A 17,922-nucleotide genomic window follows, 5' to 3' on the forward strand; every position below is an offset into this window, starting at 1 on the left:
GAACCACCACCACCTGAACCACCACCACCTGAACCACCACCACCAGAACCCGCCAGGGCCGCCACGCCACCGACCCCTAATGCACCCAGTAACCAGGGCATTGCTGCAATACCTGTCCCCTCAGCCAGTAATAAAGGCTCAAGTGATTCCAGTGGCAAGTAATCAATTAAAGCAAACGCTCCGCTTTGTGGATTAATTTCAGCAAGCCAGAATGAGCCATCTGCATCCCGCAATACCAGACTGTTACTGGTGCTATTAGCCGCATCAAAGAAGCCATCCAGTGTGACGACATCACCATCTTTTAAAGTCACCACCAGCGAATTGTCGAGTCACTCCATTTTCGCGACATCAGCACGGTTTACCCCCATCTGGACAATAGAAGGTTCATTGAGAGAGATACGGTTACTGACTGTATTTAATAGTGTATCCGCAGTATTTTTAGAAACAACGAGAATATTGGCGGCCATGGGGTTTTACCTCTTTTAGCGGGGTTCTTAATTAGTCCTTTATTAATTTAGCAGTAGAAAAAACTCACAAATTAAGTAATTAATACTGATGTTTTTTAATATATGAAATTATTTTTGTCATTAATGTGAATTTATTTGTACTTATGAGCACTTAATGTAAATGAAAAGTAATTCTACAATTAATACTGCCTAAATACTAATCAGCATTACCAAGTAAATATTTTATTACATTATTTCAAGCCTGAAATAAATAGATTAAAAAACCAGCAATAACACTATTTAACAAAATAACTTCCACCATGTAAGAGTTTTTAGGCTATTACAAAATTTAGGGTTTTAAAAATTTATGTTGGACAGCTGTTTTCAGGATTTAAAATAATGAGCCAATCCCCTGATTTTAAAGATTTAGTGGAAGAAATTAATCAGTACTTTCGTCTTAAGCAGACAGATATTTTAACCTCCCCCATCTATCCTTTCGTCTTTTTTGTGTCCTATGGCACTAGCAGCCAGCGTGCGCAGGTATGGCAAACTGCTGACAAAAATTTTGAGCTGGCATGGAAACGCTGCCAGAATTTCTTAGGTAAACTTTATGAAAAAAATCAATCCCTGCCTGAGTTTACCAAAATTGATCTAGCTTACCAGTTTGAAGAAACCAGTTTTGAGGCACTCCAGCAGCTCATTCAGACGCAGCCGCACAATAATCATTTCCGGCGTGGCATCGCCTTTGATTCGCGTTTTGAGCTGGCCTTTTTAGAACAGGAATTGTATGGCAACGCCATTATTAAAAGTGAAAAAATCACCCAGCCCGGTTATTTTGATCAGGCCAATTTAAATAGCTATTTAAAAAAGAAATATAAACATCAGCCAAATTTATTATTAACTAGCATAAAGAACCAATCAATCATTTTATTTGATACTTTTGGCCTATTCATTCAGAAAAATACTATTATTAAGCTGCATTCTGTAGGTATGCTTAATGGTATTCGCATTATTGAAGAACACAACTTTAAATCACATATTCGTCATTTAATTATAGCCAACGCAGATTTTCTTTATCAGCAAATCCAGCCCAATGGCAAATTTATTTATGGTTATTTTCCCACCTATAATAAAACCCTTAAAAGCTACAATACGGTGCGGCACTGCACTTCCCTGTATGCCTTAATTGAGAGTCTGGAAGTCAGTCAGCAGCCACATTACCTGCCCAGAATTAGGCAAGCTATCGAGTACGCCCTGAAACATTTATATGCCGAGGTGCAAAAAGACCAGCAGATTTTAGGCTATATGCTGGATGGCAACGCCCCCCAACAGGAAATTAAGCTAGGCGCCAATGCTGCGGCTATCCTGATGATCACCAAGTATTACCAGATGACGCAGGATGCCCAGTATTTGCCGTATGCAGAAAAAATTGCCAAAGGCATCCTGTCGATGGTGTCTTCCCGTGGTGAAACCACCCATGTGCTGCACTACCCTTCACTTGAACTCAAGGAGCAATTCCGTATTGTTTACTATGATGGTGAGGCGGCATTTGCCTTGCTACGCCTGTACCAAATCAACCAGTCGCCTGAACTACTGGCCACAGTGGAGCAAATGTTCGAACATTTTATTGCCAAGGATTACTGGAAATATCACGATCACTGGCTGAGCTACTGCACCAATGAACTCAGCATGCTAAAGCCAGACCCGCGCTACTTTGAATTTGGCCTCAACAATTACCTTAAAAACCTGAAGTTTATTAAAAACCGCCAGACAGCTTATGCCACCTTTCTGGAAATGCTGATGTCTGCACATAAGATGGTTCGTCGCCTGCAAGCCAGTCCGCATCAGGATGCACAGCAAACTGCACTGCTGGAACAGGCCCGCCTGTCCGAACTGGAAGACACCATTGAGCTGCGGGCACATTATCAGCGCATTGGTTTCTTCTACCCGGAAATGGCCATGTATTTTGGCAGTCCGCAAACCATTTTAAATGCCTTCTTCGTGCGGCATGACCGCTTCCGTACCCGCATTGATGACAGTGAGCATAACCTGTCAGGCTATATTGCCTATTATTTGCATTTTGAGCGGCAATCCCAGCCCCAACACCATTTGGCACAAGCATCCTCATTGGTCTAATGAGGATGGAGATTACTAATTCGTTTTAGTGCTGTAAGAAATTGCTGGCGTTTAAAATGACCACTATAAATCTAAAAAAACGATTAAAAAATAAAAATTATCTGTTTTACGAATTTTACAATATCCCTTACGCTGAACTCATCGACAAACACTGCTGCTGGCCAGTCGCCAGCCAGCACTTGCTTGCCCTGAGGAGCAGACCATGAGTACCCCACAACGCACGCTGCATATTGTTTTGCAGCATTACGCCGCGCTGGCACAAAACCACTAATCCTTCGTGTTTGATAACCCAACCTTTAATGAATCCGGGGAAATTATAATGAGCCAATGTCCTTATCACCACACCACGACGGCAGGCGCACCTGTTGCCGACAACCAGAACAGCCTAACCGCAGGGCCACGTGGCCCGGTTCTGCTACAGGACTGGCAACTGCTTGAAAAGCTGGCCCACCAGAACCGCGAGCGGATTCCTGAGCGGGTTGTACATGCCAAAGGCTGGGGTGCGCATGGCACCTTTACCGTAACCCATGATATTTCCCGCTATACCTGTGCCAAAATCTTTGACACGGTGGGCAAGCAAACCCCACTCATTGCGCGGTTTTCTACGGTTGCCGGGGAACTGGGTGCAGCAGATGCTGAACGTGATGTACGCGGTTTTGCCCTCAAGTTTTATACCGAACAGGGCAACTGGGATATGGTGGGCAATAATACCCCTGTGTTTTTTATCCGTGATCCGCTCAAGTTTCCGGATTTTATCCATACCCAAAAGCGCCATCCCCGAACCAATGTGCGCTCGGCCACAGCCATGTGGGATTTCTGGTCATTATCCCCGGAAAGCCTGCATCAGGTGACCATGTTGATGTCAGATCGCGGCTTGCCAACTGATGTACGCCATATTAACGGCTATGGTTCACATACTTATTCATTCTGGAACAAGGCAGGTGAACGCTTCTGGGTAAAATTCCACTTTAAGACCCAGCAAGGCCATCGGCATTATACCAATCGTGAAGCGGCGCAGGTGATTGGCAAAACCCGGGAGTCCACACAGGAAGATTTATATGCTTCCATTGAACGCGGCTACTACCCGCGCTGGACAATGTATGTGCAGGTCATGCCGGAAATGCAAGCCCTAAATACGCCGTATAACCCGTTTGATTTGACCAAAGTGTGGCCACATGCAGATTACCCGCTGATTGAAGTGGGAGTGTTTGAGCTGAACCGCAATGCCGATAATTATTTCTCGGAAATTGAACAGGTGGCCATGTCGCCCTCCAATATTGTTCCGGGCATTGGCTTTTCACCAGACCACGTATTGCAGGCACGTATTTTTAGTTATGCCGATGCACACCGCTACCGGATTGGCACCCATTATGAGGCCCTGCCAGTCAATGCACCCCAATGTCCGGTACATCATTACCATAAGGATGGGGCCATGCGCTTTACCCCAAACATGCCGCATGCGGATGCTTACTATGAACCCAATTCATTTGGTGGCCCGGTGGCAGACTCACAGGTTACCGAACCCCCGTTGCGCCTGCATGCCGATTTTGCAGATCGTTTTAATCACCGCGAGGATGCAGGCAACAATGATTTTGTTCAGGTAACAGCCCTGTTCAACCTGTTTAATGCCAAACAAAAGCAGCGCTTGTACCGCAATATCAGTGAAGCCATGGCAGGTGTCGCACCGTTTATTATTGAGCGCCAGCTGGCCCTGTTTGACCGCGTGCATCCGGATTATGGCAACGGCGTGCGGCAGGCGCTGGCTGATGATAAAGCCAGTGCGCCACAACAAGCTGAACTGGAAAGCTATTAAAGTGAGATAGCCTGTTGCTTTTCAGGACAGGAACTCTAGGGCAATAGTACCTGCGCCAGCTCAGCCACCGAATGCACGATGGCTAACGGCTGGTACTGGGCCAGCTCAGCTTCGGAATGCACCCCATAGCTAACACCAATGCGCGGCATGCCAATGGCTTGGGCCATCTGCAGGTCATAGGTCGTATCCCCTACCATTACCGCCCGCTCAACGCTAATCCCGGTTTCTTCAAGTAATTGCTCCAGCATCAGCGGATGCGGCTTGGAGCGGGCTTCATTGGCACAGCGTGTGGCCTTAAAGCGGTGCTGGCTTTGGGTCAGGGCCAGTACCCGATCCAGTCCAATACGGTTTTTACCGGTGGCAACAGCCAAGAGAATGTCGTGTTGCTGCAAGCGGGTTAGCAGCTCATCCACACCACCAAACCAGCGTTGCGTGGCCGAATTGGCCACATAATGCCTGGAATATTCAGCCTGAATCAGTGGATGCAACTCTCCATGTGCCGGAAACAGGGTCTGCATCACCTCAGGCAGCCCAAGCCCAATAATGTTCTTGGCAGCATTTGCACACAGATCAATCTGATATTGCTGTGCGGCCCATTGCAGGCTTTGCACAATTTGCGATACTGAATCAAACAGGGTGCCATCCCAGTCAAAAATGACCAGGTCAAACTGGTTTTTACTACTCATGAATGTCCTAATAGCAAGCCTTGCAACTCTACCACTGACCGTGCAATGGCTAGGGGTTCCCACGGCTTGAGGCACTGAATATAATAATCAGGATTATGGCCGGTCAGATACGCTGTGCCCATGCGGGCAACATCCGCCAGCATTGCCATTTCCATGTCCAGCGCAGAATCACCCACCATCAGGGTTCGGGCGGCCTCACAATTAACCTGCCGCACCACATCAAGCAAAATGGCTGGATCAGGTTTAATCCGCTTTTTGTCAGCGCACATGATACACGAGAAATAATGCCCAATGGCCAACCGGCTGAGTTCTTCATGTACTTCGGCCTGCATGCGCCCTGAAATCAGTGCCAGCTTGTAGCCCAGTTCATGCAGCTTTTGCAGTAACAGGCCAATACCTTCATATAGCTCGGCATGCTGAAATACCCGGGCCAATCCGGCCAGCTCAAGAATCAGCTGCAAATCATTTAGCTGAATGGTCTGCTTATCACGTAAAAGCTGATCAATGACAGGCAGCAATCCACTGTGCTGCAATAGCACGGCATCCGGCATACTGGCTACTGGGCTTTTGGCATCATTAATAAGTCTGACAATGGGGGCAATCGAGTCAAACAGCGTGCCATCCCAGTCAAAAACAATTAGGTCAAACGCTAGTAGAGGTGAAGCCGTTATCTCATCCATGACAATTTTTCAAATACTGCTGGCAAGTGCTATCGGCCTAGCAGGAACTGGCTTAGCTCATTAACAGACTCTGCAATAGCCAGTGGTTGCCATGGTTCCAGACGCCTTAGGCAGTATTCTTCATGGTCATGGGTTACATAGGCCGTACCCAGCATGGAAACCCGGGCAAGCGTCGCCATTTCCATATCCATGGCAGAATCACCCACCATCAACGCACGGTTTGGCACGCATTCCGCCAATGCCAGAATGGCATGAATCATGGCCGGATTAGGCTTGACAGGCCCCTGATCGGAACCCACCACAGAAAAAAAATAATCGTCAATGTTCAGCTCACGCATTTCTGCCAGCACTTCGGCCTGTGCACGGCCAGCCACCACGGCCATTTTCTGGCCGGATGACCACAGTGCCTGCAACAATTCGGCAACGCCTGCATACAGGGTCGTGGGTTTGCGAAATGTGGTAAACCCCTCAAGGTTCAGCAGCATTTTCAGGTCATTGACCTGTACCGCATGATCAGCGCTAATGATCTGCTCCAGCACCGGGACCATGCCGCTTTCCTGCAAGGCCACTCCCTGCGGGCTTTCCGGCTGTTCTTTTTTGGCATCAAACAGCAGGTCAATAATGGGTGATACCGAATCAAACAGCGTACCGTCCCAGTCGAAAATAATTAAGTCAAATGAACCAAATGAAGTAATCAAATTTTCTGTAGCTCCATTTTGACTAAAGTCTAATCCTTCCCGACTATGCCGCCCTCAACCTAAAAACGCAACTGCTGGATCAAATTTTTTATATCGTCCGGCAATTCAGCCTTAATAATTGAATAACCTGGAATTTCAAGCTGGGTGGCATGCAAGCACAGGCGGCGTACAGGGGCTGCCTGCCACGCTACGTCATGGCCATACTTGTCATCCCCTACGAGTGGATGGCCAATAAACAGGCCATGTACCCGGATCTGGTGGGTACGTCCGGTTAAGGGGCTGGCATTCACCAGCGTGGCGTGCCTGAGGCGCTCGGCCACCTGCCATAGGGTCTGGCTGGGCTTGCCCTCGCGTGACACCCTGACCCGCCGCTCCCCATTGGCCAGCTCATAGCGCAGTAGCGGCGCATCAACCATCTGGCTGTCCAGCAACACGTTGCCCTTAACCAGTGCCTGATAAGTCTTGCGGATTTTCCCGGTACGCAAATAATCCTGTAACAGCTTTAGCGTACTGCGCTTTTTACTGATCATTAGCAGGCCAGAGGTGTCACGGTCAATGCGGTGTACCAGTTCCAGATAAGGCTTACCCAGCGCCTGACGTAGTGCCTCAATGACCCCAAAAGCTACCCCGCTACCACCATGCACTGCAATACCGCTTGGCTTATCCAGTACAATCAGTCCTTCATCCTCAAACACAATACGCTGGGTCAGGCTCTGGGCCAGTTCATCACCCACCTTAATCGGCACCTGCTCGTCTGCTGTGGTCCGGCGTATGGGCGCCACCCGAATCTGGTCACCTGTTTTTAAGCGGGTTTCAGCCTTGACCCGACCCTTGTTCACCCGCACCTCACCTTCGCGGATCAGGCGATAAATACGGCTTTTGGGTACACCCTTTAAACGGCTAAACAAATAATTATCAATGCGCTGGCCGTCCTGATGTTCATCGACGTCAAACCAACTTACCTGCTGCCAGCCTTGTTCAGCCATACCTAACCTGTATTTATAAAAAATGTGAATTCACCACTTGCAGCAATCAGTTCATCGCGCTGAATTTGTCCTTGCAAAGAAGAACCAGTGCGGGTGATGCAAGCAGCCTGTTAAGCCAAGCCCGAATGTTAGCAAAAATAACAAACATGCCTTAAAAAATCCTGCCTTCCCGTATGCTTAAACGAAAAGGTCTGATATAGTCAGCGCACGGCGGTGATTGCCCATTGCTTTACCGGTTCAGTTGTGCCAATTGCACCCTGATGGTAAATGCATAATGGTTATCCCTGATAATGCGCAGCACTGCCTAAGGAATACATCCTGGCCGAGGGTTAAGTATATCGGCAAATCTTGTCAGCCTGTATGGGTTTTATCAAATACAAACTAATCTGGCTTACAAGTTTAAATGAACCCTGCCTTTATGCAGGTTTAAATGAAAACTGATACACACATAACAGGTCGCGATCCGCTGTTTTTGGTGTTTTAAAATCAGAAGACAAAACAACTTACCGTATCATGCCAACTGCCATGCGCCATATTACGTGATCCGTAATTGCGGCAGACACCATAGTCAACATGGTGATGCAGTCTTAAGGAATAACTTAACTTGGTTACGGTAAGCGTTTTGCGATTTTAGCCAAATAACAGGTAGCCCCAATCCATTTGATTGGACAAGGCACCGCTATCCGGTGCCAGAGCAAGACTTTGACCTTTGATTAAAAGGAATTAGTACATATCCGTAAATGTGGTTTATCCCCTTTACGCCCAACAACAGATATGTACTAAGAAAGCTCGCCGTTCGCGCGATTATATTGCGAACCGATCTGTGTGTGTGCGTCACTATTAGGTGTCACACCCATGAAACGTATGCTGATTAATGCGACGCATGCTGAAGAGATTCGCGTTGCACTCATCACTGGTAATCGTCTATACGATTTTGACCTTGAAAACCGCACCCGCGAACAAAAGAAATCCAACATCTATAAGGGTCACGTTACCCGTGTAGAGCCTTCCTTAGAAGCTGTCTTTGTCGAGTATGGCGCAAACCGGCAGGGTTTCCTGTCCATGCGCGAAATTGCCAATAGCTATCTACAGGCCGATGCCCGTTCGACCCACAATATCCGTGACCTGATTTCAGAAGGCACTGAACTGCTGGTTCAGGTTGAAAAAGAAGAGCGTGGCAATAAGGGTGCTGCCCTGTCTACCTTTATTTCACTGGCTGGCCGCTATCTGGTATTAATGCCCAACAACCCCAAGGGTGGTGGCATTAGCCGTCAGATCGCCGGTTCCGTGCGTGAAGAAATGAAGGAAATTCTGGCAACCCTGAACATTCCGCGTGGCATGAGCGTGATTGTACGTACTGCCGGGATTGGCCGCACGCCAGAAGAACTACAGCTTGACCTGCAACACCTGCTGACCCTGTGGCAGCAAATCCAGAATACCGCATCCAGCAGTCCATCGCCCATTCTGGTTCATCAGGAAGCCGGTGTTGTTACCCGGGCCGTGCGTGATTACCTGCGCGATGACATTAGCGAAATCCTGATTGACAATGAACAGGCATTTAATGAAGCCCATCATTTTGTGCAACAGGTGATGCCACACCAGATCGACAAGCTGAAAAAATACACGGCTAGCGAACCACTGTTTGCCCGTTTTGGTATTGAAAGCCAGATTGAAACGGCCTACCAGCGCGAAGTTAAACTGCCCTCGGGTGGTTCTATTGTCATTGACCAGACTGAAGCGCTGGTCTCCATTGACATCAACTCGGCCAAGGCAACCCGTGGTCATGATGTTGAAGACACTGCACTAAATACCAACATCGAAGCTGCTGAAGAAATCGCGCGCCAGTTACGCCTGCGTGATATTGGTGGCCTGATTGTCATTGACTTCATTGACATGACCAAAGACCGCAACCAGCGACTGGTTGAAAACAAGCTGCGTGAAGCCACCCAGAGTGACCGTGCGCGGATCCAGTTTGGCCAGTTATCGCGTTTCGGCCTGATGGAAATGAGCCGCCAGCGTCTGCGTCCATCGCTGGAAGAAGCCACCGGCTATGTGTGCCCACGCTGTCACGGTACTGGCATGGTGCGTGACCTGCGTTCGCTGTCTTTGTCAATTATGCGCTCCATTGAGGAAATTGCCCTGCGGGAACGTCAGGGTGAGGTGCAAATTGAAGTACCGGTTGAAATTGCAGCATTTTTGCTGAATGAAAAACGCAATGCCATTATGTATCTGGAACAAAATAGTCAGGTTCGTATTACCGTATTGCCGCATCCGCATCTGGAAACTCCACACTACCATATCCAGTACAACCGTGATGGTTTTGGCCCGGCTAGCTATGAGCGCACCGAAGCCACCCGTGCCAGTGAATCCGAACTGGGCTATGAAGCCACAGACTGGCAACAGCAACCTGTTGCCATTGAAGCGGCAGCGGTAAGCGAGAAAACCCGCCATACAGAACCAGCCGTAAAAGCCACGGCGGCCCAGCCGGTTGCCGCGCCCAAGGCAGACAATCGTGCTTGTGCCTGGCTGGAAAACCTGTTTGTTACCAAGCAGGCCAAAACTCAGGACGCAGTAAGTGCCAAAGATGCAGCCTCTGCCATTGAGCAATTGGTCAATGAAGGTGCGGTGAGCAAAGGCGTTTATGGCAGCCTGAACAAGGTGGCCGCGGCTCAGGAAGAAAAGCCTGAAGCCGTTAATGTGTATAGCAAAGGCACCCCGGTACAGGATGCCATTACACCTGCCAGCATCTCGTCCAGCAATGACAGCAATGGACGTTCCAGCTCCAGCAATGGCCGCCAGCGCAATAATAACCGCAAGCGTGACCAGCAGCGCGAACGCGAGCATACCCCGCGTGAACGTGAGGTGGTTGAAACCATTGAAATCACCCCAGTGCCTGAAGACAACAATACTGCACCACCAGCGCGTGGCCGTGGTCGTCGTCAGCAGCCTAATCAGGACAGACCAGAACGGATAGAGCGCTCAGAACGTCCGGACAGAACCGACAATACTGACAATGCCGTGCCACGTCGTGACCGTCAGGCCAGTAACCGTCCAGTACGAGGCCCACGCCACCGTGACCAAAGCGTTCTGGCAGAAATCCCGGAACAAGCCTCAACGGTCGTCACTGAAACCCGCAGTACCCCTGTTGAAAGTGCTGAACCTGTCGCTGTAGCACAGCCTGTAGGTAATACAGACCGTGCCAATCACGCACCACGTCTGCTGGCTGTTGAGCATGAAAGCCAGGTGCAGATGGTTGAAGCACTGGTGATTAACATTGATTCTCACCAGTCCAGCCTGATCAGCCTTGACCAGCCTGAACCGGTGGTTAATGAAGCAGCCCCTAATCATGCAGCCGATGTGGGTGAAACTCCAGCGGTTGAACAACCCGTAACAGGTTCTGACAGCTCAGAGCCGCAACGTGCGCTAAATGACCCGCGCGAACGTCGCCGTCGCCGTGAACTGGGTCTGGATGAGCCAGCCCTGCAATTTGCAGTTGATCCGGCCTTGATCACCCCACAGGTGGACGAAGTTGCCAGCACCAGTGAGCAGCAGCTTCAGTCACTGCCTATACAGGGCACTACGGGTGAATTTATCCGTGCCGTGCTGGGTGATGCCGCTCAGGATCTGCTCACTGATGGCAATGTTATTGCCGCATTCCTGCAAGCCCTGCAACAGCGTCATCAGGTAGCTAATCCGTCGCAAACAGTGTTACAGCCAGCGCCGCAGCAAACTGCTTCTGTTACACAGGACCCGGTTGAATTGCTGCCGACTACGCCGCCTGCTACACCGGTACAACGTGCAGCCAACGATCCGCGCATACGTCGCAGACTGGCGGCACAAGCAGCACAAGCTGATAGTGTAGTACCTGAAACAAGTCCGGCCAGTGAGGCTCCTGCCGAACAGGCAATCGCTGAACAGCCGGTAGCAGATGAGACTCCAGTGGCTGATGCTATAGACAGCAGCGCTGCTGAATCTCAAGCTGAGCAAGCAATTGACGCCAGCCCGGCCGTTGAAACAGTACAGGCCAATCCGGTTGTTACCACTGCGGCCAATACACCGGCTGAACAAAACCAGCAGGCTGCCCTGCCTGTGGGTGAATCTGAAGCCAATCTGGAAGCCGTCGTTGAAGCCAGTGCCGAAACCGCAGCACCATCAGATGCAGATGACACATCATCCCATGACCAGCACCAACAGCTATCCATTGATGAACAGGCTGACAGCGATGATGCAGCGTCCAAGGCCGACAAGGACAAACCTGCTCGTCCTCGCCGTCCACGTGGCCGCCCACCAAAAAAACAAGGCACTTCCTCTTAAATAGGTGGTGCCATGGGGAAAAGCTCACTCACCAGTGACCCGCCAGCCAGTCCTGAGTACACCATTACTCAACTGGCTGAGCTCACCCTTGCCAGCATTCGCAATATCCGCGCCTATCAGGAAAAAGGCATTCTGCCAGCTCCGGTTAAGCGCGGACGCATTGCCATCTACGGCGAAGACCATCTGGTTCGCCTGCGCATGATTCAGCAGTTACTTACCCGTGGCTACTCCATTGCCAATATCAGTGAAATCCTGCATGCCCATGAACAGGGCCATAATCTCAATCAGCTCATTGGCCTCAATACCGCAGTTGCCAACATCTGGACTGAAGAACTACCGCTTTATTTAAGCCTCGACGCACTGGCCAGCCGCTTTAGCACTGCGCCTACCCCGCAGGATATTCAATACGCGTTTGAAGTTGGGGTGCTGGAACCTGCCCACAATGATCTGGTTAAAATTAGCCATGCCGGCCTGCTTCAGCTTGCCACCACACTTATTGATTACAAGTTCAGCTTCCGTCAGTTGCTGGATATTGTGGTTAGCCTGCGTAAAAATCTGGATACTGCCGCGGCCTCTGTGGCAGAAATTGGCCTGTCCATTATTTTTCCCAAAGCACCGGAAGTGCAGCTTTTTAACCTGAATCAGGCCACCACACTGGTTGAACAGTTACGTCCGCTATTTGCAGCCACCGTTACGACCGAACTCAATAATGCCCTGTCGCGGGCCTTAAAACAGCAAATGACCCAGTATATGATCAGCCATGTGCTTAAACAGTCTGATAATTCGTCCTAATGGGCTCTTGACCCACGCCAGATTTAACGGATAATCGGGCATATTTTTGTAACCATGCACGATTCGCCAACCTGTTGTTGTCATGCAAGCAGCAGGCCCTGCCGATTTAAAACCCTGTACCAACTTAAAATAAAGGATCGCTGTCCATGAGCCAGTCTAATCAGAAAGATGTTATTACCTTAAGCGAAGTGGCAAAGCGGGTTCCTCGTTTACTCAAAAAACTGCCTCATGTGCTCAATGGCCTGATTCTGGCTAATGATACCCGCGCCAGCAAGCCTATGGGCCTAGGCTGGGCCTTTGAAAAAACGGTTCGGCAAAACCCCTACGGCAAAGCCATTTTATATAAAGACACTGAACTGAACTATGTGCAGTTCAATGAATGGATTAACCAGATTTCGCATTTCTTTTTGTCCAAAGGACTGCAAAAAGGGGATGTGGTTGCTGTTTTTGTAGAAAACCGTCCCGAACTGCTGGCAACTGTAGTGGCACTGGCCAAGATTGGCGTGACGGCCGCATTGGTAAATACTGCCCAAACCGGCAAGGTACTCACACACAGCATTAATCTGGTGCAACCCCGCGCCATTGTCGTGGGCGCTGAAGTACAGCCTGCCATCCATGAAGTTCTGGACAGTCTGGATATTAACAAGCAGGAAGTGTACTGGTTTGCAGATCAGGACACCTTAAAAGATGCAGGCACCGCACCAGCGGGCTACCAGAATCTGGCCAGTATTATCCAGCAGTACCCCAGCTTTAATCCGCCAACCACCAATAGCGTGTATTTTGCCGACGGCCTGTTTTACATTTATACCTCCGGCACTACTGGCCTGCCAAAAGCTGTGATTTTCACCCATGGTCGCTGGATGCGTGCCTATGGTACCTATGGCCATATCATGGATTTAAACCAGCATGACGTCCTGTATGCCACCCTGCCGTTTTACCATGCCACAGCGATGGTGGTGTGCTGGGCAGCAGTGCTGGCCGGTGGTTCAGCCTTAGCCATTCGCCGCAAGTTCTCTGCGCGTGAATTCTGGGCTGATGTGCAGCGCTTTGATGCCTCGGCCATTGGCTATGTGGGCGAGCTGTGCCGTTACCTGCTGGAAACTCCGCCAACGTCCATGGACAAAGATCATCGCGTGACCAAAATGATTGGCAATGGCATGCGTCCAACCATCTGGAGCAAGTTCAAGCAGCGTTTTGGGGTGGAAGAAGTGATGGAGCTGTATGCCTCCAGTGAAGGCAACGTGGGCTTTAGCAATATTTTCAACTTTGACAATACTGTGGGCTTCTCTCCAACCCCGTATGCCATTGTCAAATTTGACAAGGAAAAGAACGAACCCATCAAGGACAGCAAGGGCCGTTTTATCAAGGTTAAAACCGGTGAAACCGGCCTGCTGATTGGCAAGATTACCAAGCGCGCACCCTTTGATGGCTACACTGACCCGGAAAAAAATAAATCCGTGGTATTTGCAAACGTGTTCAAAAAAGGCGATAGCTATTTCAATACAGGCGATCTGGTGCGCGACATTGGCTATCGTCATGCCCAGTTTGTTGACCGCTTGGGGGATACTTTCCGCTGGAAAGGTGAAAACGTGTCTACCACCGAAGTCGAAAATCTGGTGGCCGAGCATCCAAAAATCAGTGAAGCGGTGGTGTATGGTGTGGAAATCCCCAATACCAATGGCCGCGCTGGCATGTGCGCTATTACCCCGCATGAAGGCCAGAGTCTGAACGAAGCCGATTATGCCGAGCTGCTGAGTTTCTTCCAGCAAAACATGCCTGCCTACGCCGTACCGGTATTCTTGCGCATCCAGCAGCAAATGGAAACCACGGGCACCTTCAAGTATCAGAAGAATACCTTAAAAACGCAGGCATTTGATCCCAGCAAAACTGATGAAACCATTCTGGTCTGGTTGCCGGGTGAAAAGCAGTATTGTGTAGTGACTTCTGACATTCACAGCAATATTCAGGCATCGCAATATCGTTTTTAAGCCAGAATCGTTTAAAAACCCAGCAAACCGCCGCTTGCAATGCACTCGGCGGTTTTTTTATGACCAAACAATGAAATAAAGCCACATTGGTGCTTGCCATCTTTGAATAAGTTGGTAGAATGTGCGCCACAACGAAGCGTTGTGTTATGGGTCGTTAGCTCAGTTGGTAGAGCACTGGACTTTTAATCCATTGGTCCCGCGTTCGAGTCGCGGACGACCCACCATATACTTCAAATCCATATGCTGCCGTAAGGTGTGGTATGGTGATCAAAGGCTTAAACTTCACGGTTTAGGCCTTTTTTTATGGCTGAATATTTATAGACCTTATAATGCTTTAAACCTGATCAAGGCATTTATCACATAAAAACAATTTATTAAAGACACGGATTTTAGATGACCAATTAAAATTATAAAATAAAAGCCAGGCACAGCAGTAGCATTACGACTGCGCATGGCTTTATTTCAATTAATTTTCTATAAATTACCGTTTGGACATCGGCACTGGTGCATCAATCTCAATCAGTTTTTCAGACTTGAGTTCATCCCAGAAGCTTTGCGGAATTTCAACACCCAATGATTGTACATTGGCTTCCACCTGCGCTGCGGTACGCGCACCGGGAATAATGGCAGCCACTGCGGGATGCGCCTCGGCAAACTGTAACGACGCGGTGCGTAAATCAATACCGTATTCATCCAGCACCCGCTGTACCCGCGCGCGTTTGTCCGGTGCCCACTCAGGAATAGTGCCGTCATACAAATAGCGCTCACGCCCACCCAGATAGCCTGCCAGCAAAGGTGAACCAATTACCGCAGAAGCACCCTTTTCAGCAATTTTTGGCAGGGTTTCATGCAAGGCGCGGCTGTGATCCAGCAATGAATACTGGCAGGCCAGCAAAAAGATGTCCGGGTCAGCCACTTCCAGTGCCTTTAACACCGGTTCAGGGCTGTTTACCCCAAAACCCCACGCCTTGATAATACCTTCCTCACGCATGCGGGTGAGTTCAGGCATGGCACCTTTAACAGCCTCCTCAAAGCGTTGCTCCCAGGGCATTCCAAGGTCTTTTTCATTGTCTGGCGATAAGTCATGGATATACACAATATCAATTTGTGACACGCCCAGCCGCTGCAAGCTGTCCTCAATGGAACGCCTGACCCCGTCTGCCGAATAATCATAGCGATAGTCAAATGGGGCCGGATCAGTCCACATGGTGTCTGGAATCTGATGGGTGGCTGTCAGGATGCGCCCGACCTTGGTCGATAGCGTATAGTGCTCAGGTTTGAGCGTATGCAGGGCATGGCCAAAACGGCGTTCGCTTAAACCCAGTCCATACCAGGGCGAGGTGTCAAAATAGCGGATACCGGCATCAATGGCAGCTTGCAGGGTGTGCTGGGCTGCTGCATCAACGGTTGGGGTAAATCCATTGCCAATGGCCACGCCCCCTAGCCCTAAACGTGCGACAGGACGGCAGCGTGTACTGGCTGGGCTGTTCTTGGCGGTACTGTTACGGGGTATTTGTGCCGTACCATGCTGATAACCCTGCGTGGGCATTACCGTACCGGGCTGTTTAAGGCTGGCATACTGGTCAGTATCAGAAATTGACATCGTTAGCTCCTAATTTGGCATTTAGTTAGCTTGGGCGATCTCTAAGTCGCCTGAGTTTTCACTCACTGCATCAGCACCGAAAAAATCCTGTAGCAACTCAACCTGCTGGTTTTTCCTGATAGGTGCCGTGGAGAATGCTTCAAACTAGCGTGCTTGGCAGGCTTTATTAAGAGGTGATTTGTTGTATTCAGAATAGTCTGTAGGTAATATAATTATTGAAATAACAGCACGGACACTTAACGGTGTTATGATTAAACATGACCATAAAAAATGGGTAATAAAAAAGCCTTGTACGCATTAATGTCTACAAGGCTTCTTGTGGGTTATAAAGTGATTAGCCATGCTTTGCAACCGGCATACCCGCGCGGGATGAGGTTGACTTCAGGGTGGCCGAAGTTGAGTCCAGTTGCATTTCATCCTTACGGAAATGATCCATAATGATGGTGCCGATGCGACCCACCACCACTGCAAACAGGAACGCCAATACAGGATATAAAATAGCAGGAATTGTCATCATGATCTTCACCTCTATTTGAAAAAATTAAATGTAATATGAGTCACAGCCACGTTTCTCATGGCTTAAATGTACGCATTTTTTGGAGTTTTTGAGCATAGATTGTCAGACAAGTTCTCATCCATAACAATAATCCGGAGTAATTGTCAGACAATTTATTGGCTTTTTAATTAAAAAATAGCTAATTTCATGTTTTTAAAGATTTTTTTAAATTATTTCAGTTTTTTTACAGCCTAAAGCTTGCCTGACAGTTTAGAAGCCCCTAACGTAACAATGTGTAAACTCCTTTTACACCAAAACTTTTACACTAAAAATCTCCAAAAAATAAAAGCCTGCGTGTGCAGGCTATAACCGTATCGTTACAGGGCTGACGAGTTTTATAAATGATTAAGCCGGGTTAGTACGTTGTTGGTTTCAATATCAGCATGGAACCAATCCTCATTGCGAGAATTGGTGAGAATATCAATCACCTGTGGCAACACCACTGCAAGGCCAGTTTCAACCGTGTCAGCACCAATACCAAACTGCTGGGCCAGCGCATCAATGCTGGAGTGTTCAAACAAATCCTTCAGCACATCCGGGGTAATTCGGTCATTTACCCCAGGCCCAACCCACGATGCGACCTGCGCTTCCAGCCCTTGTTGCCGCAATGCCTGCAAGGCCTGATTTAAGCCACCTTGCTGCTTGATCCAGTGCAACACCAGTGGAATCAGCTTAAGCATAAAGGAAGCTTGCCGTTCGGGCTGGGCAAAGGCGTTTTCGTGCATATCACTACCTGCCAGCCCACCCAGTGCCGAATCAATCACCTGATTAACGACCGTGCGGTCAATATGCGCGGGATCAGTATGCGTCACATGGTCATGTTTGGTGCCAAGCCCCAATACCTGCCCGTCTAAAGCGGTATTGGCCAGTGCGGAATGCTGGCCACTGGCCTGCTGAATTAATGCATCTACCATGGTTGTTAATGTTGCCATTGCTGCCCTCTCCCTCGTATTCGAACGATTTACGCCTGTACTGTGCCGGTGTCTAAGGCTTTAATGATGGGTAATTCGCCTGATGTTCAACACAAATATTTCGCTGCGGTGCGGATAGTTACGATAAGCTTTAAATCAACAATTTTGAAATCAATGATGACTCAATATCAGTACTTCACTACCATCATTAAAAAACAGTGTTCAAACCGGTCATTTAATGGGATGATCTGTTTAGATGACTCATCGTGTCACTATATAAAGATGAGCGACGCTAAAGCACTGATATTTTGAT

11 protein-coding genes, 1 tRNA gene and 2 pseudogenes are annotated in these 17,922 nt (G+C 48.9%); 6 read left to right on the forward strand and 8 right to left on the reverse strand.

Annotated features, from left to right (window positions below):
* Positions 1-467, reverse strand: a pseudogene (locus BKE30_RS15965) (BapA/Bap/LapF family prefix-like domain-containing protein); the annotation flags it as partial.
* Positions 468-845: 378 nt separating this feature from the next.
* On the opposite strand from BKE30_RS15965, the gene BKE30_RS05245 reads away from it, so the two are divergent.
* Both BKE30_RS05245 and BKE30_RS05250 read left to right on the forward strand, forming a co-directional pair.
* Entirely contained in the window at positions 846-2,582 is a 1,737-nt protein-coding gene (locus BKE30_RS05245; protein ID WP_076877566.1) for a poly alpha-glucosyltransferase, read from the forward strand.
* A 319-nt stretch (positions 2,583-2,901) separates the two neighbouring features.
* Complete coding sequence (locus BKE30_RS05250) at positions 2,902-4,395, forward strand: catalase (protein ID WP_076877695.1); 1,494 nt, start codon at positions 2,902-2,904, stop codon at positions 4,393-4,395.
* Positions 4,396-4,430: 35 nt separating this feature from the next.
* Here BKE30_RS05250 and BKE30_RS05255 read toward each other — a convergent pair whose 3' ends face one another.
* From BKE30_RS05255 to BKE30_RS05270, 4 genes are read right to left on the reverse strand one after another with little or no spacing between them, the layout of a single operon-like run.
* Entirely contained in the window at positions 4,431-5,081 is a 651-nt protein-coding gene (locus BKE30_RS05255) for an HAD family hydrolase (protein ID WP_076877567.1), read from the reverse strand.
* Positions 5,078-5,761, reverse strand: a complete 684-nt coding sequence (locus BKE30_RS05260) for an HAD family hydrolase (RefSeq protein WP_076877568.1) — start codon at positions 5,759-5,761, stop codon at positions 5,078-5,080. Before BKE30_RS05260 ends, BKE30_RS05255 begins: the two co-directional genes overlap by 4 nt.
* Positions 5,762-5,790: 29 nt before the next feature.
* A complete protein-coding gene (locus BKE30_RS05265; RefSeq protein ID WP_076877569.1) occupies positions 5,791-6,459 on the reverse strand; it encodes an HAD family hydrolase in 669 nt (222 codons plus the stop codon).
* A 59-nt stretch (positions 6,460-6,518) separates the two neighbouring features.
* Positions 6,519-7,445, reverse strand: a complete 927-nt coding sequence (locus tag BKE30_RS05270; protein ID WP_076877570.1) for an RluA family pseudouridine synthase — start codon at positions 7,443-7,445, stop codon at positions 6,519-6,521.
* An 855-nt stretch (positions 7,446-8,300) separates the two neighbouring features.
* Here BKE30_RS05270 and BKE30_RS16580 point away from each other — a divergent pair.
* The 4 genes and pseudogenes from BKE30_RS16580 to BKE30_RS05290 all read left to right on the forward strand — a co-directional run.
* Positions 8,301-10,086 (forward strand): annotated as a pseudogene (locus tag BKE30_RS16580) (Rne/Rng family ribonuclease); the annotation flags it as partial.
* Between the two features lie 1,685 nt (positions 10,087-11,771).
* On the forward strand, positions 11,772-12,551 hold the full coding sequence (locus BKE30_RS05280; RefSeq protein ID WP_076877572.1) for a MerR family transcriptional regulator: 780 nt from the start codon (positions 11,772-11,774) through the stop codon (positions 12,549-12,551).
* A 146-nt stretch (positions 12,552-12,697) separates the two neighbouring features.
* Positions 12,698-14,539: a long-chain-acyl-CoA synthetase gene (locus BKE30_RS05285; protein WP_076877573.1), complete on the forward strand. Its 1,842-nt coding sequence runs from the start codon at positions 12,698-12,700 to the stop codon at positions 14,537-14,539.
* Between the two features lie 148 nt (positions 14,540-14,687).
* A tRNA-Lys gene (locus BKE30_RS05290) sits at positions 14,688-14,763 on the forward strand.
* A 257-nt stretch (positions 14,764-15,020) separates the two neighbouring features.
* On the opposite strand, the gene BKE30_RS05295 is transcribed toward BKE30_RS05290, so the two are convergent.
* The 3 genes from BKE30_RS05295 to BKE30_RS05305 all read right to left on the reverse strand — a co-directional run bounded on the left by BKE30_RS05295 (position 15,021) and on the right by BKE30_RS05305 (position 17,630).
* Positions 15,021-16,142 (reverse strand): aldo/keto reductase, encoded by a 1,122-nt coding sequence (locus tag BKE30_RS05295; RefSeq protein WP_227518347.1) that lies wholly within the window; start codon positions 16,140-16,142, stop codon positions 15,021-15,023.
* A 334-nt stretch (positions 16,143-16,476) separates the two neighbouring features.
* Positions 16,477-16,659 (reverse strand): hypothetical protein, encoded by a 183-nt coding sequence (locus BKE30_RS05300; protein ID WP_076877574.1) that lies wholly within the window; start codon positions 16,657-16,659, stop codon positions 16,477-16,479.
* Positions 16,660-17,033: 374 nt separating this feature from the next.
* Positions 17,034-17,630 (reverse strand): YidB family protein, encoded by a 597-nt coding sequence (locus tag BKE30_RS05305; protein ID WP_076877575.1) that lies wholly within the window; start codon positions 17,628-17,630, stop codon positions 17,034-17,036.
* Positions 17,631-17,922: the final 292 nt, after the last annotated feature.

The sequence above is a fragment of the Alkanindiges hydrocarboniclasticus genome (assembly GCF_001982605.1).
GTDB classification, from domain to species: domain Bacteria; phylum Pseudomonadota; class Gammaproteobacteria; order Pseudomonadales; family Moraxellaceae; genus Alkanindiges; species Alkanindiges hydrocarboniclasticus.

Coding starts and splice junctions, on each gene's coding strand:
- BKE30_RS05245 (WP_076877566.1), top strand. CDS start 846: ATGAGCCAATCCCCTGATTTTAAAGATTTAGTGGAAGAAATTAATCAG.
- BKE30_RS05250 (WP_076877695.1), top strand. CDS start 2,902: ATGAGCCAATGTCCTTATCACCACACCACGACGGCAGGCGCACCTGTT.
- BKE30_RS05295 (WP_227518347.1), bottom strand. CDS start 16,142: ATGTCAATTTCTGATACTGACCAGTATGCCAGCCTTAAACAGCCCGGT.
- BKE30_RS05285 (WP_076877573.1), top strand. CDS start 12,698: ATGAGCCAGTCTAATCAGAAAGATGTTATTACCTTAAGCGAAGTGGCA.
- BKE30_RS05305 (WP_076877575.1), bottom strand. CDS start 17,630: ATGGCAACATTAACAACCATGGTAGATGCATTAATTCAGCAGGCCAGT.
- BKE30_RS05300 (WP_076877574.1), bottom strand. CDS start 16,659: ATGATGACAATTCCTGCTATTTTATATCCTGTATTGGCGTTCCTGTTT.
- BKE30_RS05280 (WP_076877572.1), top strand. CDS start 11,772: ATGGGGAAAAGCTCACTCACCAGTGACCCGCCAGCCAGTCCTGAGTAC.
- BKE30_RS05270 (WP_076877570.1), bottom strand. CDS start 7,445: ATGGCTGAACAAGGCTGGCAGCAGGTAAGTTGGTTTGACGTCGATGAA.
- BKE30_RS05260 (WP_076877568.1), bottom strand. CDS start 5,761: ATGGATGAGATAACGGCTTCACCTCTACTAGCGTTTGACCTAATTGTT.
- BKE30_RS05255 (WP_076877567.1), bottom strand. CDS start 5,081: ATGAGTAGTAAAAACCAGTTTGACCTGGTCATTTTTGACTGGGATGGC.